Here is a 23979-nt window from a genome sequence, read left to right on the forward strand (position 1 = left end):
GGGGGGGGGTGTGGGGCTTTTCTTTGGGGCCTTCCCCCCCCCCCCCCCCCCCCCCCCCCCCCCCCCCCCCCCCCCCCCCCCCCCCCCCCCCCCGCAGGTGAGGCTCGTTACGTTGCAGGCCGCCGGGCGGCCCTCACACGGCCTCCACGGGGCCCCCGCGGGCCCCGTGTCGCCTTGTCGGCCGAAGCCTCAGAGGCCGAGGTCGACCTCGAACTCGCCGGCCTCCAGGATCGCCTTGACGGCCGTCAGGTAACGGGCGGCGTCCGCGCCGTCCACCAGACGGTGGTCGTAGGAGAGCGCGACGTACGTCATGTCGCGGATCGCGATCGTCTCACCCAGGTCCGGGTGGTCGATGACGACCGGGCGGCGCACGGTGGCGCCGATCCCCAGGATGGCGACCTGGTTCGGGGGCACGATGATCGTGTCGAACAGCGCACCGCGCGAACCGGTGTTGGAGATGGTGAAGGTCGCACCGGCGAGGTCGTCCGGCGTGATCTTGCTGGCGCGCACGGCGCCGGCCAGCTCCGCGGTCTTCTTCGAGATGCCGGCGATGTTGAGGTCGCCCGCACCCTTGATGACCGGGGTCATCAGACCCTTCTCGGAGTCCACCGCGATACCGATGTTCTCGGTGTCGAAGTAGGTGATCGTGCCCTCGTCCTCGTTGATCCGGGCGTTGATGACCGGGAAGGCCTTCAGCGCCTGGGCCGCCGCCTTGACGAAGAACGGCATCGGGGAGAGCTTGACGCCCTCACGGGCGGCGAAGGCGTCCTTGGCGCGGGCGCGCAGCTTCATCAGCTTGGTGATGTCGACCTCGACGACCGAGGTCAGCTGGGCCTGGCCGTGCAGCGCCTTCATCATGTTGTCGCCGATGACCTTGCGCATGCGGGTCATCTTGACGGTCTGACCGCGCAGCGGGGACACCTCGAGGGCCGGGGCCTTCGCGGCGGCGGCCGGAGCGGCGGCGGCGACGGGGGCCGGAGCGGCCTTCTTGGCCTCGGCGGCCGCGAGGACGTCCTGCTTGCGGATGCGACCGCCGACGCCCGAGCCCTTGACGGCCGCCAGGTCGACACCGTTCTCGGTGGCGAGCTTGCGGACCAGCGGGGTCACGTACGCGCCGTCCTCGGCCGGAGCCGCGGCGGGCGCCGCCGGAACCGGCGTCACGACGGCCGGAGCGATCGACGGGGCGGCCGGGGCTGCCGGAGCCGGAGCGGCCACGGGAGCGGCGGGCGCCGCCGGGGCGGGAGCCGGGGCCGGGGCGGCCGGAGCCGGAGCGGCGGCCGGGGCGGCCGGAGCCGGAGCGGCGGCCGGGGCCGGAGCAGCGGCCGGGGCGGCCGGAGCCGGAGCGGCGGCCGGGGCCGGAGCGGCACCCGCGGCACCGATGACGGCCAGCTTGGCGCCGACCTCGGCGGACTCGTCCTCGGCGACGACGATCTCCAGGAGGACACCCGAGACCGGGGCCGGGATCTCGGTGTCGACCTTGTCCGTGGAGACCTCGAGCAGCGGCTCGTCGGCCTCGACGGACTCGCCGACCGACTTCAGCCAGCGGGTGACGGTGCCCTCGGTGACGGACTCGCCCAGCGCGGGCAGCACGACGTCCGTGCCGGAGGCGCCGCCGGCGGCGGGCGCCTCGGCGGGGGCCTCGGCGGCCGGAGCCGGAGCGGCCGGAGCCTCGGCCGCGGGGGCCGGGGCGGCCTCGGCGGCCGGAGCCGGAGCGGCCTCGGCGGCGGGGGCCGGAGCCGCGGCGGGGGCGCCCGAGCCGTCGTCGATGATGGCCAGCTCGGCGCCGACCTCGACCGTCTCGTCCTCGGCGACCTTGATGGAGGCCAGGATGCCCGAGGCGGGGGCGGGGATCTCGGTGTCGACCTTGTCGGTCGAGACCTCGAGCAGCGGCTCGTCGGCCTCGACACGCTCACCCTCGGCCTTGAGCCAGCGGGTGACGGTGCCCTCGGTGACGCTCTCGCCGAGCGCCGGCAGGGTTACGGAAACCGACATGGTTTCAGTTGCTCCTAACGAATTGCGGAAAGTGGTCGTCGCGCCCTGTGATGACGTGAGCGTCAGTCGTGGGAGTGCAGCGGCTTGCCGGCCAGGGCCAGGTGGGCCTCGCCGAGCGCCTCGTTCTGCGTCGGGTGGGCGTGGATGAGCTGCGCGACCTCGGCCGGCAGCGCCTCCCAGTTGTAGATCAGCTGCGCTTCGCCGACCTGCTCGCCCATGCGGTCACCGACCATGTGGACGCCGACCACGGCACCGTCCTTGACCTGGACGAGCTTGATCTCGCCCGCGGTCTTGAGGATCTTGCTCTTGCCGTTGCCCGCGAGGTTGTACTTCAGGGCGACGACCTTGTCCGCGCCGTAGATCTCCTTGGCCTTGGCCTCGGTGATGCCGACGGAGGCGACCTCGGGGTGGCAGTACGTCACCCGGGGCACGCCGTCGTAGTCGATCGGGACGGCCTTCAGGCCGGCCAGGCGCTCCGCGACGAGGATGCCCTCGGCGAAGCCGACGTGCGCGAGCTGGAGCGTCGGGACGAGGTCGCCCACGGCCGAGATCGTCGGCACGTTGGTGCGCATGTACTCGTCGACCAGGACGTAGCCGCGGTCCATCGCGACGCCCTGCTCCTCGTAGCCCAGACCGGCCGAGACCGGGCCGCGGCCGATGGCGACCAGCAGGACCTCGGCCTCGAAGGTCTTGCCGTCGGCCAGGGTGACCTTGACGCCGCCGTCGGTGTACTCGGCGGACTGGAAGAAGGTGCCGAGGTTGAACTTGATGCCGCGCTTGCGGAACGCGCGCTCAAGAAGCTTCGAGCTGTTCTCGTCCTCGACGGGGACGAGGTGCTTCATGCCCTCGATGACCGTGACGTCGGTGCCGAAGGACTTCCACGCGGAGGCGAACTCCACGCCGATGACGCCGCCGCCCAGGATGATCGCGGACTCCGGGACCCGGTCCAGGGTCAGCGCGTGGTCCGAGGTGATGATCCGGTTGCCGTCGATCTCCAGGCCGGGGAGCGACTTCGGCACGGAGCCGGTGGCCAGGAGGACGTGACGGCCCTCGACACGGCGGCCGTCGACGTCGACGGAGGTCGGGGAGGAGAGGTGGCCGGTGCCCTCGATGTAGGTCACCTTGCGGGAGGCGACGAGACCCTGCAGACCCTTGTACAGGCCCGAGATCACGTCGTCCTTGTACTTGTGGACACCCTTGATGTCGATGCCCTCGAAAGAGGCCTTGACACCGAACTGCTCCGCCTCGCGCGCCTGGTCGGCGACCTCGCCGGCGTGGAGCAGGGCCTTCGTCGGGATGCAGCCGTTGTGCAGGCAGGTGCCGCCGAGCTTGTTCTTCTCGATCAGTGCGACGTCCAGGCCCAGCTGCGCTCCGCGCAGCGCCGCGGCGTAACCGCCGCTACCGCCGCCGAGGATCACTAGGTCGAAAACGGTGCTGGCGTCGTTCGCCACGTCACGTCCTCCATGCATGTGCGCTCGTCGCCGGTCTTCGATGACCGGGCGGCGGCTGGTGTTCGGCCGCTTTATTTCGGCCCTGTGGTGGGGGCCCTGTCCTGCCGAGAACCCATCTTCGCACTTGTTGACGGATGACGGGACGCGGGGCCGGGCTCTGAGACGGCCGATCGTCCGTACGGAGGGATCGCCGCGGCGTGTGAACCTACGGAATCCGTCGTCGGGACCACCGGCCCGGGCAGGGGGACGGCCCCGGGCGGGAAGCCCGGGGCCGTCCCCTCACGGGGCGATCAGAGCTCGCCGGCCGCCGTGCGCTCGGCCAGCCGCACCAGGGTGCGGACCGAGGAGCCGGTGCCGCCCTTGGGGGTGTAGCCGTACGGGGCGCCCTCGTGGAAGGCGGGGCCCGCGATGTCCAGGTGGGCCCAGGCGATGCCCTCGCCCACGAACTCCTGGAGGAAGAGACCGGCGACCAGGCCGCCGCCCATCCGGACGCCCATGTTGGCCATGTCGGCGGTGGGGGAGTCCATGGTCTTGCGGAGCTCGGCGGGGAGCGGCATCGGCCAGGACTGCTCGCCGACCTCCTCGGCGGTCTCGTGGATCGCGGTGCGGTAGTCGTCGTCGTTGGACATGATCCCGAAGGTGCGGTCGCCGAGCGCCAGGACCATCGCGCCGGTCAGGGTGGCCACGTCGACGATCGCGTCCGGGTGCTCCTCGGAGGCCCGGGTCAGGGCGTCGGCGAGGACGAGCCGGCCCTCGGCGTCGGTGTTCAGGACCTCGACGGTCTTGCCGCTGTACATGCGCAGGACGTCACCCGGGCGGGTGGCGGAGCCGGACGGCATGTTCTCCGCGAGGGCGAGCCAGCCCGTGACGTTGACCTGGAGGCCGAGGCGGGCCGCGGCGACGACGGTGGAGAAGACGGCGGCGGCGCCGCTCATGTCGCACTTCATCGTCTCGTTGTGGCCGGCCGGCTTCAGGGAGATGCCGCCCGAGTCGTAGGTGATGCCCTTGCCGACCAGGGCGAGGGTCTTCTCCGCCTTCGGGTGGGTGTAGGCGACGCGGACCAGGCGCGGCGGGTTCACCGAACCGACGCCGACGCCGAGGATGCCGCCGTAGCCGCCCTTGGCGAGCGCCTTCTCGTCGAGGACCTGGACCTTGAGGCCGTGCTCCTTGCCGGCGGCCTGGGCGGCGGCCGCGAAGGCGGCCGGGGTCAGGTCGTTCGGCGGCATGTTGATGAGGTCGCGGGCGCGGTTCATCTCCTCGGCCACGGCCTGGGCGCGCTCGGCGGCGGCCTTGAAGGCCTTGTCGCGGGGCTTGGCGCCGAGCAGGGCGACCTCGGCCAGCGGCTTCTTCGCGTCCTTGCCGGTCTCCTGGTACGCGGTGTAGGCGTACGCGCCGAGCAGGGCGCCCTCGGCGATGGCGGAGGCGTCCTCGGGGGAGGCGATCGGCAGCGCGAACGCGGCCTTCTTCGAGCCGGTCAGGGTGCGGGCGGCGGTGCCGGCGGCGCGGCGCAGGGTCTCCGCGCCGTAGGACCCGCCGTCCTCGGGGGCCGCGCCCAGGCCGACGGCCAGGACGACGGGGGCCTTGAGACCGGCGGCGGCGGGCAGCTTCGTCGCCTCACCCTCGGCACCCGAGGCGCCCAGGGTCTCCAGGACGGCGGCGAGCCGGCCGTCGAAGGCCTTGTCGACGGCCTCGGCGCCCGGGGCGACGACGAGCGCCTTGCCGGACTTCGCGACGCCGACGACGAGGGCGTCGGCGCGCAGCGTCGCCGCGCCGGCAGTGCTGAGAGTGAGAGCAGTCACGGTGGTGAAATCTCGCTTCCATTGAGTTCTGTGGCGGTCGAGGGATGGGCCGACCGTGCCCGCCGCATCGTATTTCGGCCCGGAGAGCGCCGAGAACGAGCCTACGCTCGCTCGCCCGGTTCGCTCACGGCGGCGTTGGTTCACTCATCCGTGGTGTCTCTTTCATGTTTACCGTTTCGGCCTCCACCGCCCCGCCACACTCGCCTCATTCACGCAAGGACGACACACCGTCCTTTGCCTCATCTGCGACATCTCCACGAGTCCCGCCCGTCCGGCCGGGGCCCGTCGAGGGGGGACACCAGCCTTGGACTCCGACCGAATCCGTACGCCCGAAACCGCACCCCGCACCGCCCGGCTCGCGGTCCTGGCGGCCGCCGCCCTCCTCGCGACCGTGATGCCGTCGGCGCAGGCCGCGACCGCCCCGGCGCTGCGGATCGACCTCACCGTCCTCGTCGTCGACGACGGCGGGAGCGCGGTCGGGGCGATCACCGACGAGCTCAGGGGTTCCGGCGTCCCGTTCCGCAGGATCGACCTCGACGACCCGAACCGGCCGGTCCTCGACGCGGCCTTCCTCGGCGACACGGTCGACGGCCGCCCCCGCGCCCGGTACCAGGGCGTCGTCCTGCCCCACGAGAGCGCCTTCGGCCCCGACTCCGCCGAGCAGACCGCCCTCCAGACCTACGAGCGGACCTTCGGCATCCCGCAGGTCGACGCCTCCACCTGGTCGCACCCCGGCGTCGGCCTCGACTACACGGACGCGGGCGGCTACTCCGGGGTCCTCGACGGAGCCACCGCGGGCGTCACCGCCGCCGGCCGGTCCGGCCCCTTCCGCTACCTGGCCGGAGCGCTCACCTTCGAGGACAACGACCCCGCCGTCGCCGAGAGCTACGGCTACGCGGGCCGCCCGCGGGCCGGCTACACCAGCTACCTCGACATGCCCGTCGACGGCGGCGGCCGGGCCAGCCTCATCGGCGAGTACGCCGCCGACGGCCGCCGCGAACTCGTCGTCACCTTCGCCTACAACCGCTACCAGCGGCAGTTCCGGGCGCTGGCCCGCGGCATCGTCGAGTGGCTCACCCAGGGCGTCCACCTCGGCCAGAGCCGCAACTACCTCTCCGTCCACGTCGACGACGTCTTCGCCCCCGACGCCCGCTGGGACACCGCCCGCAACTGCACCCCCGGCGACTTCGACTGCGTCGGCGACGACGGCGAGGGCGTGAACCCGATCCGCATGACGGTCGCGGACGCGCAGTACGCCGCCGCCTGGCAGAAGGCGTCCGGCTTCACTCTCGACATGGTCTACAACGGCGGCCAGGGCGAGCAGTGGAAGACCGAGCACGGCGGCACCGACCCGCTCACCGACCGCCTCGTCGCGGACCGCGCCCAGTACCGGTGGATCAACCACACCTACACCCACCCCTTCCTCGGCTGCGTCCAGGACAACACCGTCGTGCCCTGGCGGTGCGCCCGGGACACCGCGGGGAACACCCTCTGGGTCGGCCGCTCCGAGCTCTCCGCCCAGATCCGCGACAACCACGACTGGGCCGTCGCCAAGGGCATCTCCGTCGACCGCGGCGAACTGGTCACCGGTGAGCACTCCGGGCTCAGGACGCTGCCCCAGCAGCCCGTCGACAACCCCCACCTGGCCGGCGCCCTCGCCGACAACGGCGTGAAGTGGACCGGCAGCGACAACTCCCGCGAGCCGCAGCAGCGGCCCGTCGGCACCGGCTCCGCCGCCGCGAAGACCGTGCCCCGCCACCCCATGAACGTGTACTACAACGTGGGCACCGCCGCCGAGATGACCGACGAGTACAACTGGATCTACACCTCCCGCGCCGACGGCGGCAGCGGCATCTGCGAGTCCGACCCGGCGTCCACCTGCCTGCCCGCGCCGCTCGACACCGCCACCGGCTACGCCGGGCGGATCGTCCCGCAGGAGGCCCGCACCGCCCTCTCGCACGTGATGAACAACGACCCCCGCCCGCACTACGTGCACCAGTCCAACCTCGCCGAGGAACGGCTCCTCTACCCGGTCCTCGACCGCGTACTGGCCGACTACCGGGCCCTGTTCGCCCCCTCCGCGGCCCTGGTCAACCCCGCCCAGCGGGACGTCGGCGCCGAGCTGACCCGCCGCGCCGCCTGGGACGAGGCCCTCGCCGCCGGAAAGGTCACGGCCTACCGCATCGGCACCGCCGTCACCGTGAAGGCCCCCTCCGGTGTCGCCGCGCCCCTCACCGCCCCCGAGGGCACCCGCAAGCGCCTCGTCCTCGGCACCGCCGTCTTCGGCGCGCCCTACGCCGGCACCCGCTCCGCCTGGACCACGCCCGAACTGCTCCAGACCACCGTCACCCTGACGCTCCCGAGCTCCTGACCAGCACGTTCCGGGGGGAACGCACATGCCGAGCCGTGGCCGCCACGTCACCATGCTCACCGAAGGCACCTATCCGCATGTCCACGGAGGCGTCAGCACCTGGTGCGACCAGCTCGTCCGCGGCATGCCCGAGGTCGACTTCGAGATCCTCGCCCTCACCGGCAGCGGCCGTGAACCCGTCACCTGGGAGCTGCCGTCCAACGTCACCCGGCACACCGCGTACCCCCTCTGGGGACTTCCGCAGGGGCCGGCGCCCGTCCGCGCGCGCCGGCCCCTGCGGGGGCGCGAACGCCGGGCCTTCCTCGACGCGTACGAAGGACTCCTGCTCGCCCTCCTCGACCCCGAGGCGGGCCGCGACTTCGGCGCGAGCCTGTACGCGCTGGCCGCCCTCGCCCGGCAGGGACGGCTGACCGCCGCCCTCCGCTCCGAGCCCGCCCTGCGCTCCCTCATGTGGATCTGGACCATGCCGCACCTGCCGACGGTGGCGGCCAGGCCCACCGTCCACGACGCCCTCACCGCCACCGACCTGCTGGAACACGCCCTGCGGCCGCTGGCGGCCCGGATAGCCGACGGCAGCGTGGCCCACGCCGTCTCCAGCGGTCTCGCCACCCTGCCCGCACTCGCCGCGCAGCACTTCGAAGGGGTGCCCTTCCTGCTCACCGAACACGGCATCTACCTCCGCGAGCGCTACCTCGGCTACCGCACCGAGGCCCAACGCTGGCCCGTCAAGGCCCTGATGCTCGGCTTCTACCGCGAACTCAACACCCTCGGGTACCGCAAGGCCGACCTCATCACCCCGTGCAACCAGTACAACCGGCGCTGGGAGGAGCGCGGCGGCGCCCCCACCGAACGCATCCGCACCGTCTACAACGGCGTCGACCCCGCCCTCTTCCCCGAGGCCGGGCCCGAACCCGAGACGCCCACCCTCAGCTGGTGCGGCCGCGTCGACCCCATCAAGGACCTGGAGACCCTGGTCCGGGCGTACGCGATCTGCCGCGCCGAACTCCCGGAGCTGCGCCTGAGGTTGTTCGGCCCCGTCCCGGCCGGCAACGAGGACTACCGCACCCGCCTGGAGAAGCTCGCCGCCGAACTCGGCGTCACCGACGGGGTCTCCTTCGAAGGCCGCGTCTCCCACGTCCCCGCCGCCTACGCGGCCGGCAGCGTCGTCATGCTCTCCTCCATCAGCGAGGGGTTCCCCTTCTCCCTCATCGAGGCGATGTCCTGCGGCCGCGCCACCGTCTCCACCGACGTCGGCGGTGTCCGCGAGGCCGTCGGCGACACCGGGATCGTCGTGCCGCCCCGCGAACCGGCCGTCATGGCCGCCGCCGTCACCGCCCTCCTGCGGGACGGGGCCCGGCGCGCCGAACTCGGCCGGCTGGCCCGGCAGCGGGTCATCGACCGGTTCACGCTGAACCGCTCGGTGGACGGCTTCCGCCGGATCTACCTCGAACTGGGCGGGGCCCGCCCGGCGCGGCCCGTCCCCGCCGTCGCCCCCGCCGCCCTCCGTCTGCGCATCCCCTCCCCCCGTCGCACCTCCCCGACCCTCGTCCCCGGAGGCACCCCGGCATGAGCGGCTCCCTCTGGCTGAAGCCCCCGGCCACCGGCCCCGCCACCCTTCCCGCGATCCCCCGGCCCCGCCGCGAGCGGCCGGCGCCGGCCGCGGCACCCCCGGCGCCGGCCCCCGCCGCCGTGGCGCTCGCGGACGACCCGATGGACGAACTCGCCGCACGGCTCGACGGGTTCGTCGCCGCGGCCGTGCACCCCGACGAGATCGCCGCGATCCTCGAGTCCGACGGGATGACCGACGACCACATCCGGCTCACCTACGGCCGGGCCGACTCCTTCGCGCTCGCCGAGGACCTCTACGCGCGCGTGGAACGGCGCCATCCCGAACCGGAGACCCGGTCCGGCGGCGTCTGGCACCGCGAGCTCGCCGGCTGCCTGCTGCGCGGCCTCGTCTTCGCCCTGCCGGGCCTGGCGTACGTGCTGGCCGCGCCGCTCCTCGCCGGGGAGCAGGGCCGGGCCGGGCTCCCGCCGGGGACCGTCCCGCTCCTCGCCGGCGCGGTCACCGGCTGGGTGTGGAACCAGGCGCTCTCGCACCGCGCGTACAGCTGGCTCGGTCTCGGGGACCGGCCCGCCGCCGCCCGCGCCCTGCTCGTCGGCGCCCCCGGGGGCGCGCTCGCCGGGACGGCCGTCGCCTGCGCGGCCGCCGGGCCCGGCGAGGCCGCGGCCGCCGTGTTCGCCGCCGGACAGTCGCTCTACCTCGCCGCCGCGACCGTCCTGCTCGTCCTCGGCCGCGAACGGGCCCTGCTCGGCGCCCTGTCGCCGCTGGCCGGGGCGCTCCCCGCGTTCCGCTGGGACCTTCCGGACGCGCTCCGGGCCGCCCTGCTCCTCGCCTCGCTCGCCGCGTCCGTCGTCTGCGCGGCGCTCGTGCTCAGGCCGGGCGCGGCCCGGGGGGCGGCGGGCCGCGGGGGACCACCGCGCGCGGTCTCCCTCCCGTACGGCCTGTTCGGCCTCGGCAGCGGGCTGCTCGTCCTCCGGGCGGGCGTCGGCGACAGCCTGATCGGCGGGGCGGGGGCGGTGATGGCGCTCACCCTCTCCATGGGGCCGGCCGAGTGGCTGCTGCACCGCTTCCGGGGCGAGAGCCTGACGCGGCTGCGGACCCTCACCACCGCCCGCGCGTTCCGCCGGGCGGTCACCGGGACCCTCGTCCTGTGCCTCGGCGGCTACCTCGCCGTCCTGCTCGGCCTCACCCTGGCGGCCTCCCTGCTGTGGCCCGAGGCGCCCTGGCCGGAGCTCCCGCGCCTGACGGGCCTGCTCCTGCTCGGCACCGTCCTCTGGCTGGGCCTGCTGCTCCAGGCGTTCGGCGCGGTGCTCAGCGCGGCGACCGTCTGCCTGCTCGCGGCGGCGGCCCAGACGGCGGTACCGGCGGCCGGACCCGTCGCGGCCGGGGGAGCGGCGGTGCTGCTGGCCGTCCTCAGCTGTGTTCTGCTGGTACGACCGACCGTCCACCGCGTCTGAGGGGGCCCCGTGACGACTCCCTCCCTGCTGGTGCCCTACTACGAGCACCCCGCAGAACGCCCCGCGCAGTGGGCGGCCCTCGTCGCCGCGGCGCCCGCCCTCTACGGCGTCGTCCTCAACCCGGCGAGCGGCGCCGGCCCGGCGCCCGACCCGGCGTTCATCGACGCCGCCGGGCAGCTGCGGGCCGCCGGGGTGCGGGTCCTCGGCTACGTCGACACCGCCTACGCCCGCCGCCCGCACATCGAGGTCGTCACCGAACTGCTCCGGCACCGCGACTGGTACGGCGCCGACGGGGCCTTCCTCGACCAGGTGACGACCGCTCCCGAGTCCCTCGCCCACTACCGGCGGATCGCGGTGGCGGCCCGGGCCGCGGGGGCCGCCACCCTCGTCTTCAACCACGGCGCCCACCCGGACCCCGGCTACGAGGCCCAGGCCGACCTCCTCGTCACCTTCGAGGGCCCCTGGGACACGTACCGGACGCTCGACCTGCCGGTCGCCGCCCACTACTGCCACCTCGTCTACGCGGCGCCGCCGGACGTCCGCCCGGCCACCCCCGTGCACTGCGCCGTCCCCGGCAGGGGCGCCCACCCCTGGGGCACCCTTCCGCACCTCCTGGAGCCCGCCCGATGAGACCCGCCCGCCCGACGCGGCGCCTCCTGCCCCTCCTCGCGGGGCTGCTGCTGCTCGCGACCGCCTGCTCGCCGGCCCCCGCCCCGGACGCCAAGACCGCGGACGACCACTGGCGGCCGAAGCCCGGGCTCGCCTGGCAGTGGCAGCTCAGCGGCCGCCTCGACCCGGGCGTCGACGTGCCCGTGTACGACATCGACGGTTTCGACCACCCCGCGGCCGCCGTGAAGGACCTGCACGCGCGCGGGCGGAAGGTCATCTGCTACCTCTCCACGGGCGCCTGGGAGGACTTCCGGCCGGACGCGGCGGCGTTCCCCCGCGCGCTCCTGGGCCGGGGCAACGGCTGGGAGGGCGAGCGCTGGCTCGACATCCGCCGCACCGACCTCCTCGAACCCCTCATGGCGGCGCGCCTCGACATGTGCCGGGACAAGGGCTTCGACGCCGTCGAGCCCGACAACATGGACGGCTACCGCAACACCACGGGCTTCCCCCTGACCGCCGCCGACCAGCTCCGCTACAACCGGCTGATCGCCCGCCTCGCCCACGACCGCGGCCTCGCCGTCGGTCTCAAGAACGACCTGGACCAGATCCCGCAGCTGCTGGCCGACTTCGACTTCGCGGTCAACGAGCAGTGCGCCGAGTACGACGAGTGCGGCCGCCTCGCCCCCTTCGTCGCGGCGGGCAAGGCGGTCTTCCACGTCGAGTACGAGCTGGCGCCCGCCCGGTTCTGTCCCCAGGTACGGAAACTGGGCTTCGGCTCGATGCGGAAGCGGTACGACCTGGGGGTGTGGCGACAGCCGTGCTGAGCGTCCGCTGCCCGGCGGGTCAGCCGGCCGTACGCCGGGCGGTGACCGTGTAGCAGGTGGCGCGGCCCGCGCCCCGCTTCGCCCACTCGTCCCGGGTCGACCAGGTGTACCAGTGGGAGCCTCCGGTGGAGCGTCCGCACGCCTGTGCGGCCCGTTCCATGGCGGCCGTGGCACCGGGGTAGGCGCCGCGGAGCGGGTGCTGCCCGAGCACCTTCCCGTCGTGGGCGCCCGCGCAGGACACGCGGGTCACCAGACGGCCGTGCCGCATGCCGGTGTTGAAGTCCATGCACTCCCCGGCCGCGAGGTCGTAGCTGAGGCGGACGGCGTCGGCGGCGTCCAGGACGCGGCCGCCGGGGACGGCGGAGACCGCCGGCTTCGGTGCGCCGAACCGGCTCAGGGTCAGGTCGGCGTGGAGCGTGGTGACGCCGGCGAGGAGGCTCTCCTCCTCGTGGGAGAGCAGCGGGGAGAGGTCGGCCCGGGCCCGGACGATCCGGCCCTCGCGGTCGACGTCCACGGTGACCGGGATCTGCGGGCCCGAGGCCGTCGCGTACAGGGGGGCGGGGACGAACTCCGTGCGCAGGTCGTACGGGAAGAGGTCCAGGGCCGGGCCCAGCGGGACGTCCGCCCGGTAGGAGCGGCCGCCGTCGGCCGTGGTCCGCCCGGCGGCGGGGCGTACGCCGCTCAGCACCTCCAGGAGCGTGCCGCCGATCGCGCCCTCGGTGCCCCGCAGGTGGCTGATGGAGTCGATGCCCCACAGGGGCTTGATGTCGCCCTCGTACCGGAGCCAGTAGCCGGCGGACTCCGCGCGGTAGTGGATGACCCGGGTGTCCACGGTGTAGCGGCCGGCGGCGTCGCCGGTGGTGCGGCCGGGCAGGGTGCCCAGGAGGGTCTCCCGGGCGTCCTCGGGGAAGCCGGGGGTGAGGCTCCAGCGGTGCGGGGCCTCGCCGCGCGAGCCCGCGAAGTCCAGCCGTCCGGTGACGTTCTGGACGGCCGTGTCCTTGCCCGCGCCGAAGGTGACGGTCTGCCGGAAGGCGGCGCCGCCGGTCTCCTGGGTGTGCCGCAGGGCGAGGTTGACCTGCCGGGCGAGCGGCTGGGAGAAGACCGGGTGGGGCGGCGGGCCCGCGCTCGTGGCGCCACCGTCGCCGCACGCGGCGAGCGACAGCACGGCGGCCGCGAGCACGGCGGAGGTACGGACGAGTTGTCTGATCACGGTGCCAAGACCGGGCGGGGGAGCGGAAGGTTGCCCTCCCTCCGGTCACGGATCGGTCACCCCAGGGTCAGCGCGGCCAGGGCCACCGTCGCCGCGGTCTCCTCGACGGCGCCGAACACGTCGCCCGTCACGCCGCCGAACCGGCGTACGCAGCGGCGCAGCAGCACCGCCGCCGCGCCGAGGGCGGCGCCGGCCGCGAGGACGTTGCGGACCGCGTCGAGCGGGGAGGAGAGGAGGCCGGCCCCGGCGGCGGCGACCAGGACGGCGGCGGTGGCGAGGGTCGCGGAGCGGACCGGGACGGTCTCGGCGACGATCGCGCCGAGCCCCTCGGGGCGGGCCGCGGGGACGCCGATGCGGGAGGCGTGGGTGAGGGCGAGGCGGGCGACGGTGGCGGCGAGCGCGGCGCCGACCGTGCCGTGCGCCCAGCTCTCCTCGTACAGCCCGTACAGGGCGGCGACCTGGGCGAGCAGGACGAGGACGAGGGAGATGACGCCGAACGGCCCGATGTCCGACTGCTTCATGATGCGCAGCGCGTCCTCGGCGGGCTTGGCGCTGCCGAGGCCGTCGGCGGTGTCGGCGAGGCCGTCGAGGTGGAGACCGCGGGTGAGCACGGCGGGGACGGCGGTGGTGGCGACGGCGGCGAGCAGAGGTCCGGAACCGAGCAGCAGGAACGTTCCTCCGAACGCTGCCGCGGAGACGCCGACGACCAGTCCTGCCACGGGGGCGCACAGCATGCCGGCGCGCGCCGCGTCCCGGTCCCAGCGGGTGATGCGGGCGGGGAACACGGTGAGGGTGCCGAAGGCGAAACGCAGGCCGTCCATCCGGGCAGGGTAATCGGCGCCTCTGAACGGTAGATTGCGCATATCGCGCAAATCGGAACGGGGTGGCATGGGTCACTGGTTCTCCCGCAACTTCGTCGAGCCGGGCAAGGTCCCGATGCTGCTCGCTCTGACCTCCTTCGTCCTGACATTCCTGGTCACCCGCACCGTCACCCGGCTCATCCGGGCAGGGAAGGGACCGTTCCGGAACGTCTCCTCGGGAGGGCTCCACATCCATCACGTCGTGCCCGGCGTCGTCCTCACCGTCATCGGCGGATTCGGCGCGGTGGGCAGCGACCGGCACGGTCTGGGGGCGGCCGTCTTCGCGGTCGTCTTCGGGGTCGGCGCCGGGCTCGTCCTGGACGAGTTCGCGCTCATCCTGCACCTCGACGACGTCTACTGGACCGACGAGGGCCGCCAGAGCGTCGAGGTGGTCGTCCTCACCGCCGCACTCGTCGGACTCGCGCTCAGCGGCTTCTCACCGCTCGGCGTCAACGACATGACGGCGGACGAGCGCCAGGACCGGGCGACCTTCATCCTCACGCTCGTGCTCAACTTCGCCCTGGTCCTGGTCACCCTCGTCAAGGGGAAGGTCCGGCTGGCCGTGATCGGGACCCTCATCCCGTTCGTGGCGATCGTCGGCGCCCTCCGGCTGGCCCGCCCCGGCTCCTGGTGGTCCCGGCACCTCTACGGGCGCCGCCACAAGGCCAGGGCCCGCGCCGCGATCCGCGCCTACCGCCACGACAAGCGCTGGACCAAGGTCAGGCGCCGGTTCCAGGACGTCATCGGCGGTTTCCAGGAGCGGGTGCCCGGACGGGGCTCTCCGCCTTCCTGACCCGCTCGCGCCACGCCTCCACCGCGATCAGGACGAGGACGGCAGCGATCGCCGCGAGGTGCTCCTTGCCCGCCAGGTTCGGCTTGACGACCACCTCGACCACCATCGCCACCACGACGGCCGCGCCCGTCCACCGGGCCCCGTACCGCCGGCAGACGTAGACGGCCAGGCCCACCACGGCGGCCGAGGGGCCGGTGTCGACGACCTGCGCGTCGGAGGCGGGCAGCCCGAACGGACTGTCCGGTCCGATCGCGATGCCCACGCGCGCGTAGAGCGTGCCGGCCAGCGTCGCCAGATAGGCGACGCCGAGCGTCCGCCACCGCCCGATGCAGATCTCGGCGATCCCGAAGACCAGCAGCACCTGGGCCAGGGCGCCCCAGACGGGCAGGTCGAGCGCGGGGACGAAGAGCGAGAGCGGGGTCCGCAGCAGCGCGACCCACACCGGGTCCTCGGCCCGCACGAAGCCGATGTCCTGGACCGGCCGGTACCCCCAGTCCTGGTTCTGCACGATCTGGAACAGGGCGGTGAGGCAGACGGCCGCCAGCGTCATCGGCACCGCCCGCCACCGCGCGGTCACGAGTCCGGTCCGCAGGGTGGTGAACAGCGGCCCCCACTCGCGGTGGGCGAACCGCTTCAGGCGCTCGTTCAACGACCGCTCGCCAGATGTCTGCGGTGCATCCACTTGGGCAGGCCGGGGGCCTCCAGGAAGCCTTCGGCCCGCCCGGCCGCGAGGCCGATGCGCAGCAGGTCCGCACTCTTCTCGAAGAGCATGAATCGGGGCTCCCAGATCGGTCGGTACTTGGCGTTGGCGCGGTACAGCGACTCGATCTGCCACCAGCGGGAGAAGAAGCTGAGCAGGGAACGCCACATGCGCAGCACGGGTCCCGCCCCGAGCTTCGAGCCACGTTCGAAGACGGAGCGGAACATGGCGAAGTTCAGTGAGACCTGAGTGATCCCGATCTCCTTGGCGCGCTGGAGGAGTTCGATCACCATGAACTCCATCAGGCCGTTCTCCGACTCGCGGTCACGGCGCATCAGGTCGAGCGAGAGCCCCTTCGGGCCCCAGGGGACGAAGGACAGCACCGCCCGCAGCTCGCCCTGGTCGTCGGTGCACTCCAGCATCACGCAGCGGCCGTCGCGCGGATCGCCGAGCCGGCCGAGCGCCATCGAGAAGCCCCGCTCGGTCGCCCCGTCCCGCCAGTCGTCGGCCTTGCGCAGCAGCTCGGCCATCTCGTCGGCCGGGATGTCCTCGTGGCGCCGGATCCGGACCTCGTACCCGGCCCGCTTGACCCGGTTGAAGGCCTGCCGGACCGTGCGCATCGCCCGGCCGTCCAGGGTGAACTCGTCGGTCTCCACGATGGCCTCGTCGCCCAGCTCCAGGGCGTCCAGGCCGTGCCGGGCGTAGATGGTGCCGGCCTCCTCGCTCGCCCCCATCACCGCCGGGATCCAGCCGTGCTCGCGGGCCTCGGCCAGCCAGGGCTCGATGGCCCCGGGCCACGCCTCGGGGTCGCCGATCGGGTCGCCCGAGGCGAGGGACACCCCGCCGACCACCCGGTAGGTGACGGCCGCCTTCTCGCTGGGCGACCACACGACGCTCTTCTCGCGCCGCAGCGCGAAGTAGCCGAGCGAGTCGCGGTCCCCCTGCTTGTCCAGCAGGGCCCGCAGCCGCTCCTCGTCCTCCTCGGTGAGCGGGTCGGTGGCCCGCCGGGAGCGGAAGGCCGCGAACAGCACGGCGAACAGGAGCAGCGTGGACAGGACGTTGATGGTGACGTCGACCCAGCCCGGCGTCGAGATGTTCGGCAGGCGCGAGTCGTCCGCGGCCAGGGTGATCAGCCGCATCACGCCGTACCGCCAGCGCTCCAGGAAGGTGGAGGGGACGGTGGCGGTGTTGGTGACGGTGACCAGGACGGCGGCGAGCAGCGAGGTGACGAGCAGACCGCCGAACGCCACGGCCGCGGCGAGCAGCGGGTTGGAGCGGTCGCCCTTCGCGTAGAACTCCTTGCGGCCCAGCAGCAGCGCCACGACGAAGGTCGCGGTCAGTGCGAGCGAGACCCAGTTCTGCGCGTGCCCGCGGATCTCCGGGAAGATCATCACCAGCGCGAAGAGCAGCAGGAAGAGCCCCCCGAGCACCATGTTGAGGATCCACGCCGCCCGCTTTCGGCGCCGCATGGTGATCGCCAGGAAGAGGGTGAAGACCCCCGAGGCGAAGCCCGCCGTGAGCATGTACGGCGTGAAGTAGTTGTCCTCGTTGTGCCGGCGCAGGTCCTGCCCGAAGGAGACCCAGACGGCGCTCAGGAAATTGATGAACGTGACGACGCGCAGGTACCAGACGGCGAACGCGGCGCTGCGCCGCGAACGGACCGTACTGCCCCGGGGCGCTGCTTCGGCGGACAAACGGACCTCTCCCATGAAAAGCGATCATATGGGGCACCGCTTCCCCGGCCGAGACACCGGGGCGGCCACGCGCGCGTGGCGCGCGGCCGCCCCGGGGCCGGTCGGTCCGTCGTCCTCAGTGCTCCTCGTCCACCGCGCCCGACCCGGCCGGATCCGGACGCTCGGGCAGCTCCGCGGCGAACGCGGCCGCGGCCCGGACGAGGGGAAGTGCGAGCAGGGCACCGGTTCCCTCACCCACATGGACGCCATGGTCGAGCAGGGGGTTGAGCGCCATCCGGTCCAGCGCCTTCGTCTGCGCCGGCTCGCCGCTGACCTGACCCGCCAGCCACCAGTCCGGCGCCCGGAACGCCGCCCGCTGCGCCACCAGCGCGCAGGCCGCCCCCACCACGCCGTCCAGGATCACCGGCATCCGCCGCACCGACGCCTGGAGCAGGAAGCCGGTCATCGCCGCCAGGTCCGCCCCGCCGACCGCGGCGAGCAGCTCCAGCTGGTCGCCCAGGACGGGCCGGGCCCGCCGCAGCGCGTCACGGATCGCCGCGCACTTGCGCATCCACGCCAGGTCGTCGATCCCCGCGCCGCCCCGGCCCGTCACCACCGAGGCGTCCGTCCCGCAGAGCGCCGCGATCAGCGTCGAGGCCGCCGTCGTCCCGCCGACGCTCAGGTCGCCGAGCACCACCAGGTCGGTGCCCGAGTCGGCCTCCTCGTCGGCGATCGCGATGCCGAGCCGGACCGCCGCCTCGGTCTCCTCCGCCGTCAGCGCGTTCTCCACGTCGATCCGGCCGCTGCCGCGCCGCACCCGGTGGCGCACCACCTCGGCCGGCAGCAGCTCGGGCTCGCAGTCCAGACCGGCGTCCACGACCCGCACCGGCACGTCCGTCGAGCGGGCCAGCACGGCCAGCGGGCTCGCCCCGTCCAGGACCGCCCGCACCAGCTCGTGCGCGGTGCCCGCGGCGCGGCCGGAGACGTCCAGCGAGGCCACCCCGTGGTCGCCCGCGAAGAGCACCACCCGCGGCTGCTCGATCGCCCGCACCTTCACCGTCGCCTGCGCCGCCGCCAGCCACTCGCCCAGCTCGTCCAGGCGCCCCAGCGCGCCGGGCGGCACGGTCAGCCGCTCCCGGCGCTCCTCGGCGTCACGCCGGATCCCGCCGTCGGGGCGCTCGATCAGATCGGAGAAGTCGTCCAGGTTCACGGGTGTCCGCCTCGGGGCAATCAGCTGGGGCCAGGCCGGTGGCCATCGGTGATCGCACCCTACCCGCGCAGCACCAGGGGCTGACCGGCGACCACGAGGACGACCTGCTCGCACTCGTCGGCGAAGGCCGCGTTCAGCCGCCCCAGTTCGTCCCGGAACCGGCGCCCCGACGCGGTGCCCGGCACCACCCCGGACCCGACCTCGTTCGTGACCGCCACGACCGTGCGCCGCGTCGCCCGCACCGCCGCCACCAGCTCCGCCGTCCGTTCCCGCAGCGCCGTCCGCCCGCCCGACGCCCACCGCTCGTCGTCCCAGGCGCCCACCCGGTCCATGGCGTCCGTCAGCCACAGCGACAGACAGTCGATCAGCAGCGCGGGCCCCTCCCCGGTCAGCAGCGGGACCAGGTCGCAGGTCTCGGCGGTACGCCAGGAGCCGGGCCGCCGCTCCCGGTGCAGCCCGACCCGCTGCGCCCACTCGGTGTCGCCCTCGCGGGTCCCGCCGGTCGCCACGTACAGCACCTCGGGGAAGGTCTCCAGACGCCGCTCGGCCTCCACCGACTTGCCCGACCGGGCCCCGCCGGTCACCAGCGTCCGCCGCGGCACGTCCGGCACCTCGTGGTAGTCGCCCACGTACAGCGTCGTCCCGTCCGGAACCGCCCGCGCCCCCGCGGCCGCCAGCCGCCGGTCCAGCTCGGCCCCGGTCGGGGCGTCGTGGTCCAGGTGCGCCGCGATCACCTCGGTGGCCGGCCCGACCGCCCCGGTCGCCCGCAGCCGGGCCAGCGCGTCCGGGCGGCCCGTCACGTCGCCGATCACCATGTCGTACGGCACCCGGTGGTCCTCGGGGAGCCCCGCCGGAGCGCCGCCGGGCGGCAGGTACAGCAGCCGCTCGCCGTCCGCCGACGTCACCTCGTACCCGGTCCCCGGGGAGTCCATCGACACCGCGCGCACGGTGTGCCCGCTGATGAGCGTCAACTCCCGTCCGTCCGGCACCCGCCCCGCCGTCGGCAGCCCCGCGGGCACCTCCACGGCCGGCCCGTCGTGCGGATGCGAGAGCAGGACCTGCCGCACGCCCACGAGCGAATGCCCCGAGCGGGCCGCCGCCAGCGCGGCCCCCGGGGTCAGGTCGAGCAGCAGGGCCCCGTCCACCAGCAGCGCGGTCGCGGCCCGCGCACGGGTACCGCGGGAGAGCGCGCACACCGCGCAGGGGCAGTCGGGGCGGGGGAGCCCGAGCGGGGCTCCGGTGCCGAGCAGAGTCAGTTCCACCCTCAGATCCTCCCGCGCCGCCGCGAGGCGTGCGCGCCCGGCTACGCTGCGGGCAGGAAACCGATCATCCGGTGAGCTCCAGGAGGCGGACATGGCATGGACGTGGCGGTTCGAGAAGTCCGACGGCACACAGGTCGAGCCGGTGGTGACCCCGGAGGAGTTCACCACCCAGGGCGACGCCGAGAGCTGGATCGGCGAGCACTGGCGTGACCTCCTCGGCGGCGGCGCCGACCAGGTGACCCTCTCCGAGGACGGCGCCAAGATCTACGGCCCGATGCCCCTGGACGCGGAGGGCTAGAACCCCCTCCCGAGCCCGTCGGGGCCCGGAAGCACGACCCGGAGGCCGGCGGGGGGCGGCAGAACCGTGCCCCCTGTCCGCCGCCCGTCCCCTGCGGCGGTCAGGCAAGATCCGGAAGAGACGGCCTGGGGCCTGTCGTCAAAATCCCCTCGTTGCCCGAAGGGCGGCCCTGCGGCGTCTGGTGCGTGCTCTCGGTGTGCCGGGTGGAAGTGCTCGTACGGGGCGTACTCGCGCTTTCGCCCGGCGCGGCGAGAGCGCGTGCCAGGCGTCGCGGGGCAGAGGGGATGGTGACGGCAGGCCCTAGCTGTATTGATCACGAGCGTTGTTGACACTGGTCTGGTCTTGAACATGGCGAAGACCTCCGGTGTGGTGGGAGCTGTCTAGGAACTCACCGCCCGGAGGTCTTCGTGCCCCACCGTAATGCCCGGCTGACCGTCTTCGGTAGGAGACTGCTGGTCGAACGTGTCTGCTCTGGCCGTCCGGTCGCCCATGTGGCCGCGGAAATGGGCATCTCCCGGGCCACGGCCCACAAGTGGATCCGCAGGTGGCGGGCCGAGGGAGATGCGGGCCTGCACGACCGGGCGAGCCGGCCACGCACCACCCCGCACCGGACCGCGTCCGACATCGAGGACCGGGTCTGCGAGCTGCGGCAAACCCGCAAACTCGGGCCGGCCCGAATCGGCCCGATCGTGGGCCTGCCCGCCTCGACCGTGCACCGGATCCTGACCCGTCACCGGCTCAACCGGCTGGCCTGGATGGACCGCCCGACCGGGACGGTGATCCGCCGCTACGAACGAGACCGGCCCGGCGAGCTGATCCACGTGGACGTGAAGAAGCTCGGACGGATTCCCGACGGCGGCGGCCACAGGACCCTGGGCCGCCAGGCCGGCCGGGTCACCCGCAGCAGCGTGGGTTTCGACTACGTCCACTCCGCCGTCGACGATCACAGCCGGCTGGCCTACAGCGAGATCCACCCGGACGAGAAGGTCGCGACCTGCGCGGCCTTCCTGGCCCGCGCGGCCGCGTTCTTCCAGGCCCAGGGCATCACCCGCATCGAACGGGTCCTGACCGACAACGCCTGGGCCTACCGCAAGGGCCTGGCCTGGAAGAACGTCCTGGCCGACCTCGGCGCGACCGGCAAACTCACCCGGCCCTACCGGCCGCAGACCAACGGCAAGGTCGAACGCTTCAACCGCACCCTGCTCGACGAATGGGCCTACATCCGGCCCTACACCTCAAACCACGAGCGCACAGCGGCCCTGGCAGACTTCCTCCACACCTACAACCACCACCGCTGCCACACCGCACTCGACGGACACCCGCCCATCACCCGCGTCAACAACCCTGCGGGTCAATACACCTAGCCCCGCCGTACTCCGCAGAGGTGCAGCAGCGCGGCGATCCGCCGGTACGGTTCGGTGCGCCCGGCCCGGTCCTCGGCGGCGAGCAGCCGCTCCAGCTCCTCGGCCGGCGGCAGGCCCGCCCCGGAGGGGAGGCCGTCGGTGAAGACCCGCACGCCGTACCAGGCGTGCAGCGGGGCGGCGATCCCCGCGAGCGTCGACGTCAGCGCGTCGAGCCGGTCGGCCCGCGTCTTGACGCCGTGGTCGTCGGTCATGACCTCGCTGTCGAAGCCCGCGAGGGCGCCCGACCAGTCACCCGCGAGGCCCGGCCGCATGGCGAGGGCCTCGGCGTTGCGGACCACCAGGGAGAGCAGACCGCCGGGGGCCAGCATCCGGGCCAGCCCCGCCAGCAGTGCGTCCGGCTCGTCCGCGTACATGAGGACGCCGTGGCAGAGCACCACGTCGAAACTGCCGGGCAGGAAGTGGACGCCGGTCTCGCGTCCGTCCCCCTCGATCATCCTGACGCGCTCGCGGATGCCCGCGGGCTCCTTCGCCAGCGACTCGCGCGCCGTCTTGAGCAGCTCGGGATCGGCCTCCAGGCCGGTCACCGTGTGCCCGGCCCGCGCGAGGCGCAGCGCCTGCAAGCCCTGCCCCATGCCCGCGTCGAGGATCCTCAGCCGCTGCCCCACCGGGTAGCGGCCGGATATCTGCTCGTCGAGCTGACGGGCGACGATCTCCTGCCGGATGGTGTCGCGCAGGCCGCCGAGCCCTGTGGACTGGGCGACGGCGGGCAGCACGGGGCCGCCCGCCTCCCAGGTCGACGCGATCGGGTCTTCCTCGCCGAGGGTGGTCCCGCCGCGCTCCGAGCTGTCGGCGCTCAGGGCCGCTCTCCGCGCTTGACCTGCGGCTTCGGCAGTCGCAGGCGGCGCATCTGCAGCGTCCGCATCAGGCCGTAGGCGATCGCGCCGCGCTTCGGCTCGTTCGGGAAGCGCTCGTTCAGCTGCTTGCGCAGCCGGATCCAGATGCCGACCGAGTCGATGACGATCAGGACGATCACACCGAGCCAGAGCAGCAGGGAGATGTTCTGGAGACCGCGGTTGGCGTTGCCGAACAGCGACAGCACGAGGATCACCACGGCCATCGGCAGGAAGAACTCGGCGATCGCGAAGCGGGAGTCGACGAAGTCGCGCACGAAGCGGCGGACCGGACCCTTGTCGCGGGCGGGCAGGTAACGCTCGTCGCCGCTGGCCAGCGCCTCGCGCTGACGGGCCAGGTCGGAGCGGCGTGCCTCGCGCTGGCGCTTGGCGGCCTCCTTGCGGTCGGTCGGCACCGACGCGGCGCGACGGCGCTGGGTCTGCGCGTCGCTCCGCTTCGGGGTCGGGCGGCCCTTGGGGGCCTCGGGGTCGCGGGGCTGCTTGGTGGAGAGGTCCGCCGTCACCTTGTCGGTGGGGGCCTTCTCGTCCTTCGAACGGCTACGGAACACAAAACCCAAGGGTACGGGGTGGTGGGCATGGACCCCAGCTCGGGCGGGAACGATCCGCTAACGGACTGCGTCCTGGGGAGTACGTACGGAGGACGAGCAGGGTCTCCCCCGAGATCCGTCTCCACCCTGGGCCTGACGAAGATCCGGGCGCAGTCGTCCTTGGGGAGGAGCGCATCCCGCTCCGAACAGTGCGGTAATGGAGACAGGGCCCGTACTGTGGATCCTGTTGGAGAGCTGGAGCCGAAGTCCGTCAGAAGGGGGCGCGCGAAGCCCATGAGCGGTGTCATGAAGCGTATGGGGATGATCTTCCGCGCGAAGGCGAACAAGGCCCTTGACCGGGCCGAGGATCCGCGCGAGACGCTCGATTACTCCTACCAGAAGCAGCTGGAGCTGCTGCAGAAGGTGCGGCGCGGCGTGGCCGACGTCGCCACCTCCCGCAAGCGGCTCGAACTCCAGCTGAACCAGCTGCAGGGCCAGTCCGCCAAGCTGGAGGACCAGGGCCGCAAGGCCCTCGCCCTCGGCCGCGAGGACCTGGCGCGCGAGGCCCTGTCCCGCCGCGCCGCCCTCCAGCAGCAGGTCAGCGACCTGGAGGTGCAGCACCAGACGCTGCAGGGCGAGGAGGAGAAGCTCACCCTCGCCGCCCAGCGCCTCCAGGCCAAGGTCGACGCCTTCCGCACCAAGAAGGAGACGATCAAGGCGACCTACACGGCGGCCCAGGCCCAGACCCGGATCGCCGAGTCCTTCTCCGGCATCTCGGAGGAGATGAGCGACGTCGGCCTGGCGATCCAGCGGGCCGAGGACAAGACCGCGCAGCTCCAGGCACGCGCCGGGGCCATCGACGAGCTGCTCGCCTCGGGCGCCCTGGACGACCAGTCCGGGCTCGCCAAGGACGACATCCAGGCCGAGCTCGACCGCCTCTCCGGCGGCACCGATGTCGAGCTGGAGCTCCAGCGCATGAAGGCCGAACTGGCCGGCGGCCCGTCGGCGCAGCAGCAGGCCATCGAGGGCGGCGGGGGGGGGGGGGGGGAGGAGAGGAAACAAAAGGCCCACCCCCCCCCCCCCCAACAACCACCCCCCCCGACG

20 protein-coding genes are annotated in these 23979 nt (G+C 73.5%); 9 read left to right on the forward strand and 11 right to left on the reverse strand.

The window, feature by feature from the left end; all coding sequences use genetic code 11:
• Positions 1–189 precede the first annotated feature (189 nt).
• From sucB to ACZ60W_RS35305, 3 genes are all read right to left on the reverse strand, one after another.
• Complete coding sequence (gene sucB / locus ACZ60W_RS35295) at positions 190–1992, reverse strand: 2-oxoglutarate dehydrogenase, E2 component, dihydrolipoamide succinyltransferase (protein WP_469759502.1); 1803 nt, start codon at positions 1990–1992, stop codon at positions 190–192.
• Between the two features lie 62 nt (positions 1993–2054).
• On the reverse strand, positions 2055–3443 hold the full coding sequence (gene lpdA, locus ACZ60W_RS35300) for a dihydrolipoyl dehydrogenase (RefSeq protein WP_024759491.1): 1389 nt from the start codon (positions 3441–3443) through the stop codon (positions 2055–2057).
• A gap of 290 nt (positions 3444–3733) precedes the next feature.
• Positions 3734–5242 (reverse strand): leucyl aminopeptidase, encoded by a 1509-nt coding sequence (locus tag ACZ60W_RS35305; RefSeq protein WP_469759503.1) that lies wholly within the window; start codon positions 5240–5242, stop codon positions 3734–3736.
• 304 nt (positions 5243–5546) lie between these two features.
• Here ACZ60W_RS35305 and ACZ60W_RS35310 point away from each other — a divergent pair, with 304 nt between their 5' ends.
• Genes ACZ60W_RS35310 through ACZ60W_RS35330 form a run of 5 tightly spaced genes read left to right on the forward strand, consistent with a single transcriptional unit; the run spans position 5547 to position 12067 of the window.
• A complete protein-coding gene (locus ACZ60W_RS35310; RefSeq protein ID WP_469759504.1) occupies positions 5547–7613 on the forward strand; it encodes a hypothetical protein in 2067 nt (688 codons plus the stop codon).
• A gap of 25 nt (positions 7614–7638) precedes the next feature.
• Positions 7639–9183: a GT4 family glycosyltransferase PelF gene (gene pelF, locus ACZ60W_RS35315; protein ID WP_469759505.1), complete on the forward strand. Its 1545-nt coding sequence runs from the start codon at positions 7639–7641 to the stop codon at positions 9181–9183.
• Positions 9180–10634 (forward strand): hypothetical protein, encoded by a 1455-nt coding sequence (locus ACZ60W_RS35320; protein ID WP_469759506.1) that lies wholly within the window; start codon positions 9180–9182, stop codon positions 10632–10634. The genes pelF and ACZ60W_RS35320 overlap by 4 nt, the downstream gene beginning before the upstream one ends.
• 9 nt (positions 10635–10643) lie before the next feature.
• Positions 10644–11264 (forward strand): spherulation-specific family 4 protein, encoded by a 621-nt coding sequence (locus ACZ60W_RS35325; RefSeq protein WP_469759507.1) that lies wholly within the window; start codon positions 10644–10646, stop codon positions 11262–11264.
• Positions 11261–12067 carry an endo alpha-1,4 polygalactosaminidase gene (locus tag ACZ60W_RS35330; RefSeq protein ID WP_469759508.1) on the forward strand — a complete coding sequence of 269 codons (807 nt, stop codon included), beginning with the start codon at positions 11261–11263 and terminating at the stop codon, positions 12065–12067. Before ACZ60W_RS35325 ends, ACZ60W_RS35330 begins: the two co-directional genes overlap by 4 nt.
• Before the next feature lie 19 nt (positions 12068–12086).
• Here ACZ60W_RS35330 and ACZ60W_RS35335 read toward each other — a convergent pair whose 3' ends face one another.
• The gene (locus ACZ60W_RS35335) at positions 12087–13277 is read right to left on the reverse strand and encodes a hypothetical protein (RefSeq protein ID WP_469759509.1); all 1191 of its coding nucleotides are present in this window, start codon (positions 13275–13277) and stop codon (positions 12087–12089) included.
• A gap of 56 nt (positions 13278–13333) precedes the next feature.
• Positions 13334–14140 carry an adenosylcobinamide-GDP ribazoletransferase gene (locus tag ACZ60W_RS35340; protein WP_469759510.1) on the reverse strand — a complete coding sequence of 269 codons (807 nt, stop codon included), beginning with the start codon at positions 14138–14140 and terminating at the stop codon, positions 13334–13336.
• Positions 14141–14165: 25 nt separating this feature from the next.
• Between ACZ60W_RS35340 and ACZ60W_RS35345 the strand changes: the two genes are divergently transcribed.
• Complete coding sequence (locus tag ACZ60W_RS35345) at positions 14166–14930, forward strand: hypothetical protein (RefSeq protein ID WP_469759511.1); 765 nt, start codon at positions 14166–14168, stop codon at positions 14928–14930.
• Here ACZ60W_RS35345 and ACZ60W_RS35350 read toward each other — a convergent pair.
• From ACZ60W_RS35350 to ACZ60W_RS35365, 4 genes are all read right to left on the reverse strand, one after another.
• Positions 14878–15579, reverse strand: a complete 702-nt coding sequence (locus tag ACZ60W_RS35350) for a hypothetical protein (RefSeq protein WP_469759512.1) — start codon at positions 15577–15579, stop codon at positions 14878–14880. The genes ACZ60W_RS35345 and ACZ60W_RS35350 overlap by 53 nt on opposite strands.
• Positions 15576–17339, reverse strand: coding sequence for a phosphatidylglycerol lysyltransferase domain-containing protein (locus ACZ60W_RS35355; RefSeq protein ID WP_469759513.1), 1764 nt, complete (start codon positions 17337–17339; stop codon positions 15576–15578). Before ACZ60W_RS35355 ends, ACZ60W_RS35350 begins: the two co-directional genes overlap by 4 nt.
• Before the next feature lie 100 nt (positions 17340–17439).
• Positions 17440–18513: a nicotinate-nucleotide--dimethylbenzimidazole phosphoribosyltransferase gene (gene cobT, locus ACZ60W_RS35360; protein ID WP_469759514.1), complete on the reverse strand. Its 1074-nt coding sequence runs from the start codon at positions 18511–18513 to the stop codon at positions 17440–17442.
• Positions 18514–18572: 59 nt separating this feature from the next.
• Positions 18573–19775: a bifunctional adenosylcobinamide kinase/adenosylcobinamide-phosphate guanylyltransferase gene (locus ACZ60W_RS35365; RefSeq protein ID WP_469759515.1), complete on the reverse strand. Its 1203-nt coding sequence runs from the start codon at positions 19773–19775 to the stop codon at positions 18573–18575.
• A gap of 91 nt (positions 19776–19866) precedes the next feature.
• On the opposite strand from ACZ60W_RS35365, the gene ACZ60W_RS35370 reads away from it, so the two are divergent.
• On the forward strand, positions 19867–20073 hold the full coding sequence (locus ACZ60W_RS35370) for a hypothetical protein (protein ID WP_469759516.1): 207 nt from the start codon (positions 19867–19869) through the stop codon (positions 20071–20073).
• 407 nt (positions 20074–20480) lie between these two features.
• Positions 20481–21437 carry an IS481 family transposase gene (locus ACZ60W_RS35375; RefSeq protein ID WP_469759517.1) on the forward strand — a complete coding sequence of 319 codons (957 nt, stop codon included), beginning with the start codon at positions 20481–20483 and terminating at the stop codon, positions 21435–21437.
• Here ACZ60W_RS35375 and ACZ60W_RS35380 read toward each other — a convergent pair.
• Together ACZ60W_RS35380 and ACZ60W_RS35385 are read right to left on the reverse strand one after the other, a co-directional pair.
• Entirely contained in the window at positions 21434–22210 is a 777-nt protein-coding gene (locus ACZ60W_RS35380) for a class I SAM-dependent methyltransferase (RefSeq protein WP_469759518.1), read from the reverse strand. The genes ACZ60W_RS35375 and ACZ60W_RS35380 overlap by 4 nt on opposite strands.
• A gap of 80 nt (positions 22211–22290) precedes the next feature.
• Entirely contained in the window at positions 22291–22896 is a 606-nt protein-coding gene (locus tag ACZ60W_RS35385) for a DUF3043 domain-containing protein (RefSeq protein ID WP_366302432.1), read from the reverse strand.
• A gap of 273 nt (positions 22897–23169) precedes the next feature.
• On the opposite strand from ACZ60W_RS35385, the gene ACZ60W_RS35390 reads away from it, so the two are divergent.
• A partial coding sequence (locus ACZ60W_RS35390; RefSeq protein WP_469759519.1) for a PspA/IM30 family protein occupies positions 23170–23979 on the forward strand: 810 nt, incomplete at its 3' end.

It is taken from the genome of Streptomyces sp. NPDC104202 (genome assembly GCF_055584185.1).

Excerpts from the sequence above, each read along its gene's own strand:
- sucB (WP_469759502.1), bottom strand. The coding sequence starts at position 1,992 with ATGTCGGTTTCCGTAACCCTGCCGGCGCTCGGCGAGAGCGTCACCGAG.
- pelF (WP_469759505.1), top strand. The coding sequence starts at position 7,639 with ATGCCGAGCCGTGGCCGCCACGTCACCATGCTCACCGAAGGCACCTAT.
- ACZ60W_RS35320 (WP_469759506.1), top strand. The coding sequence starts at position 9,180 with ATGAGCGGCTCCCTCTGGCTGAAGCCCCCGGCCACCGGCCCCGCCACC.
- ACZ60W_RS35330 (WP_469759508.1), top strand. The coding sequence starts at position 11,261 with ATGAGACCCGCCCGCCCGACGCGGCGCCTCCTGCCCCTCCTCGCGGGG.
- ACZ60W_RS35340 (WP_469759510.1), bottom strand. The coding sequence starts at position 14,140 with ATGCGCAATCTACCGTTCAGAGGCGCCGATTACCCTGCCCGGATGGAC.
- ACZ60W_RS35345 (WP_469759511.1), top strand. The coding sequence starts at position 14,166 with ATGGGTCACTGGTTCTCCCGCAACTTCGTCGAGCCGGGCAAGGTCCCG.
- ACZ60W_RS35355 (WP_469759513.1), bottom strand. The coding sequence starts at position 17,339 with ATGGGAGAGGTCCGTTTGTCCGCCGAAGCAGCGCCCCGGGGCAGTACG.
- ACZ60W_RS35370 (WP_469759516.1), top strand. The coding sequence starts at position 19,867 with ATGGCATGGACGTGGCGGTTCGAGAAGTCCGACGGCACACAGGTCGAG.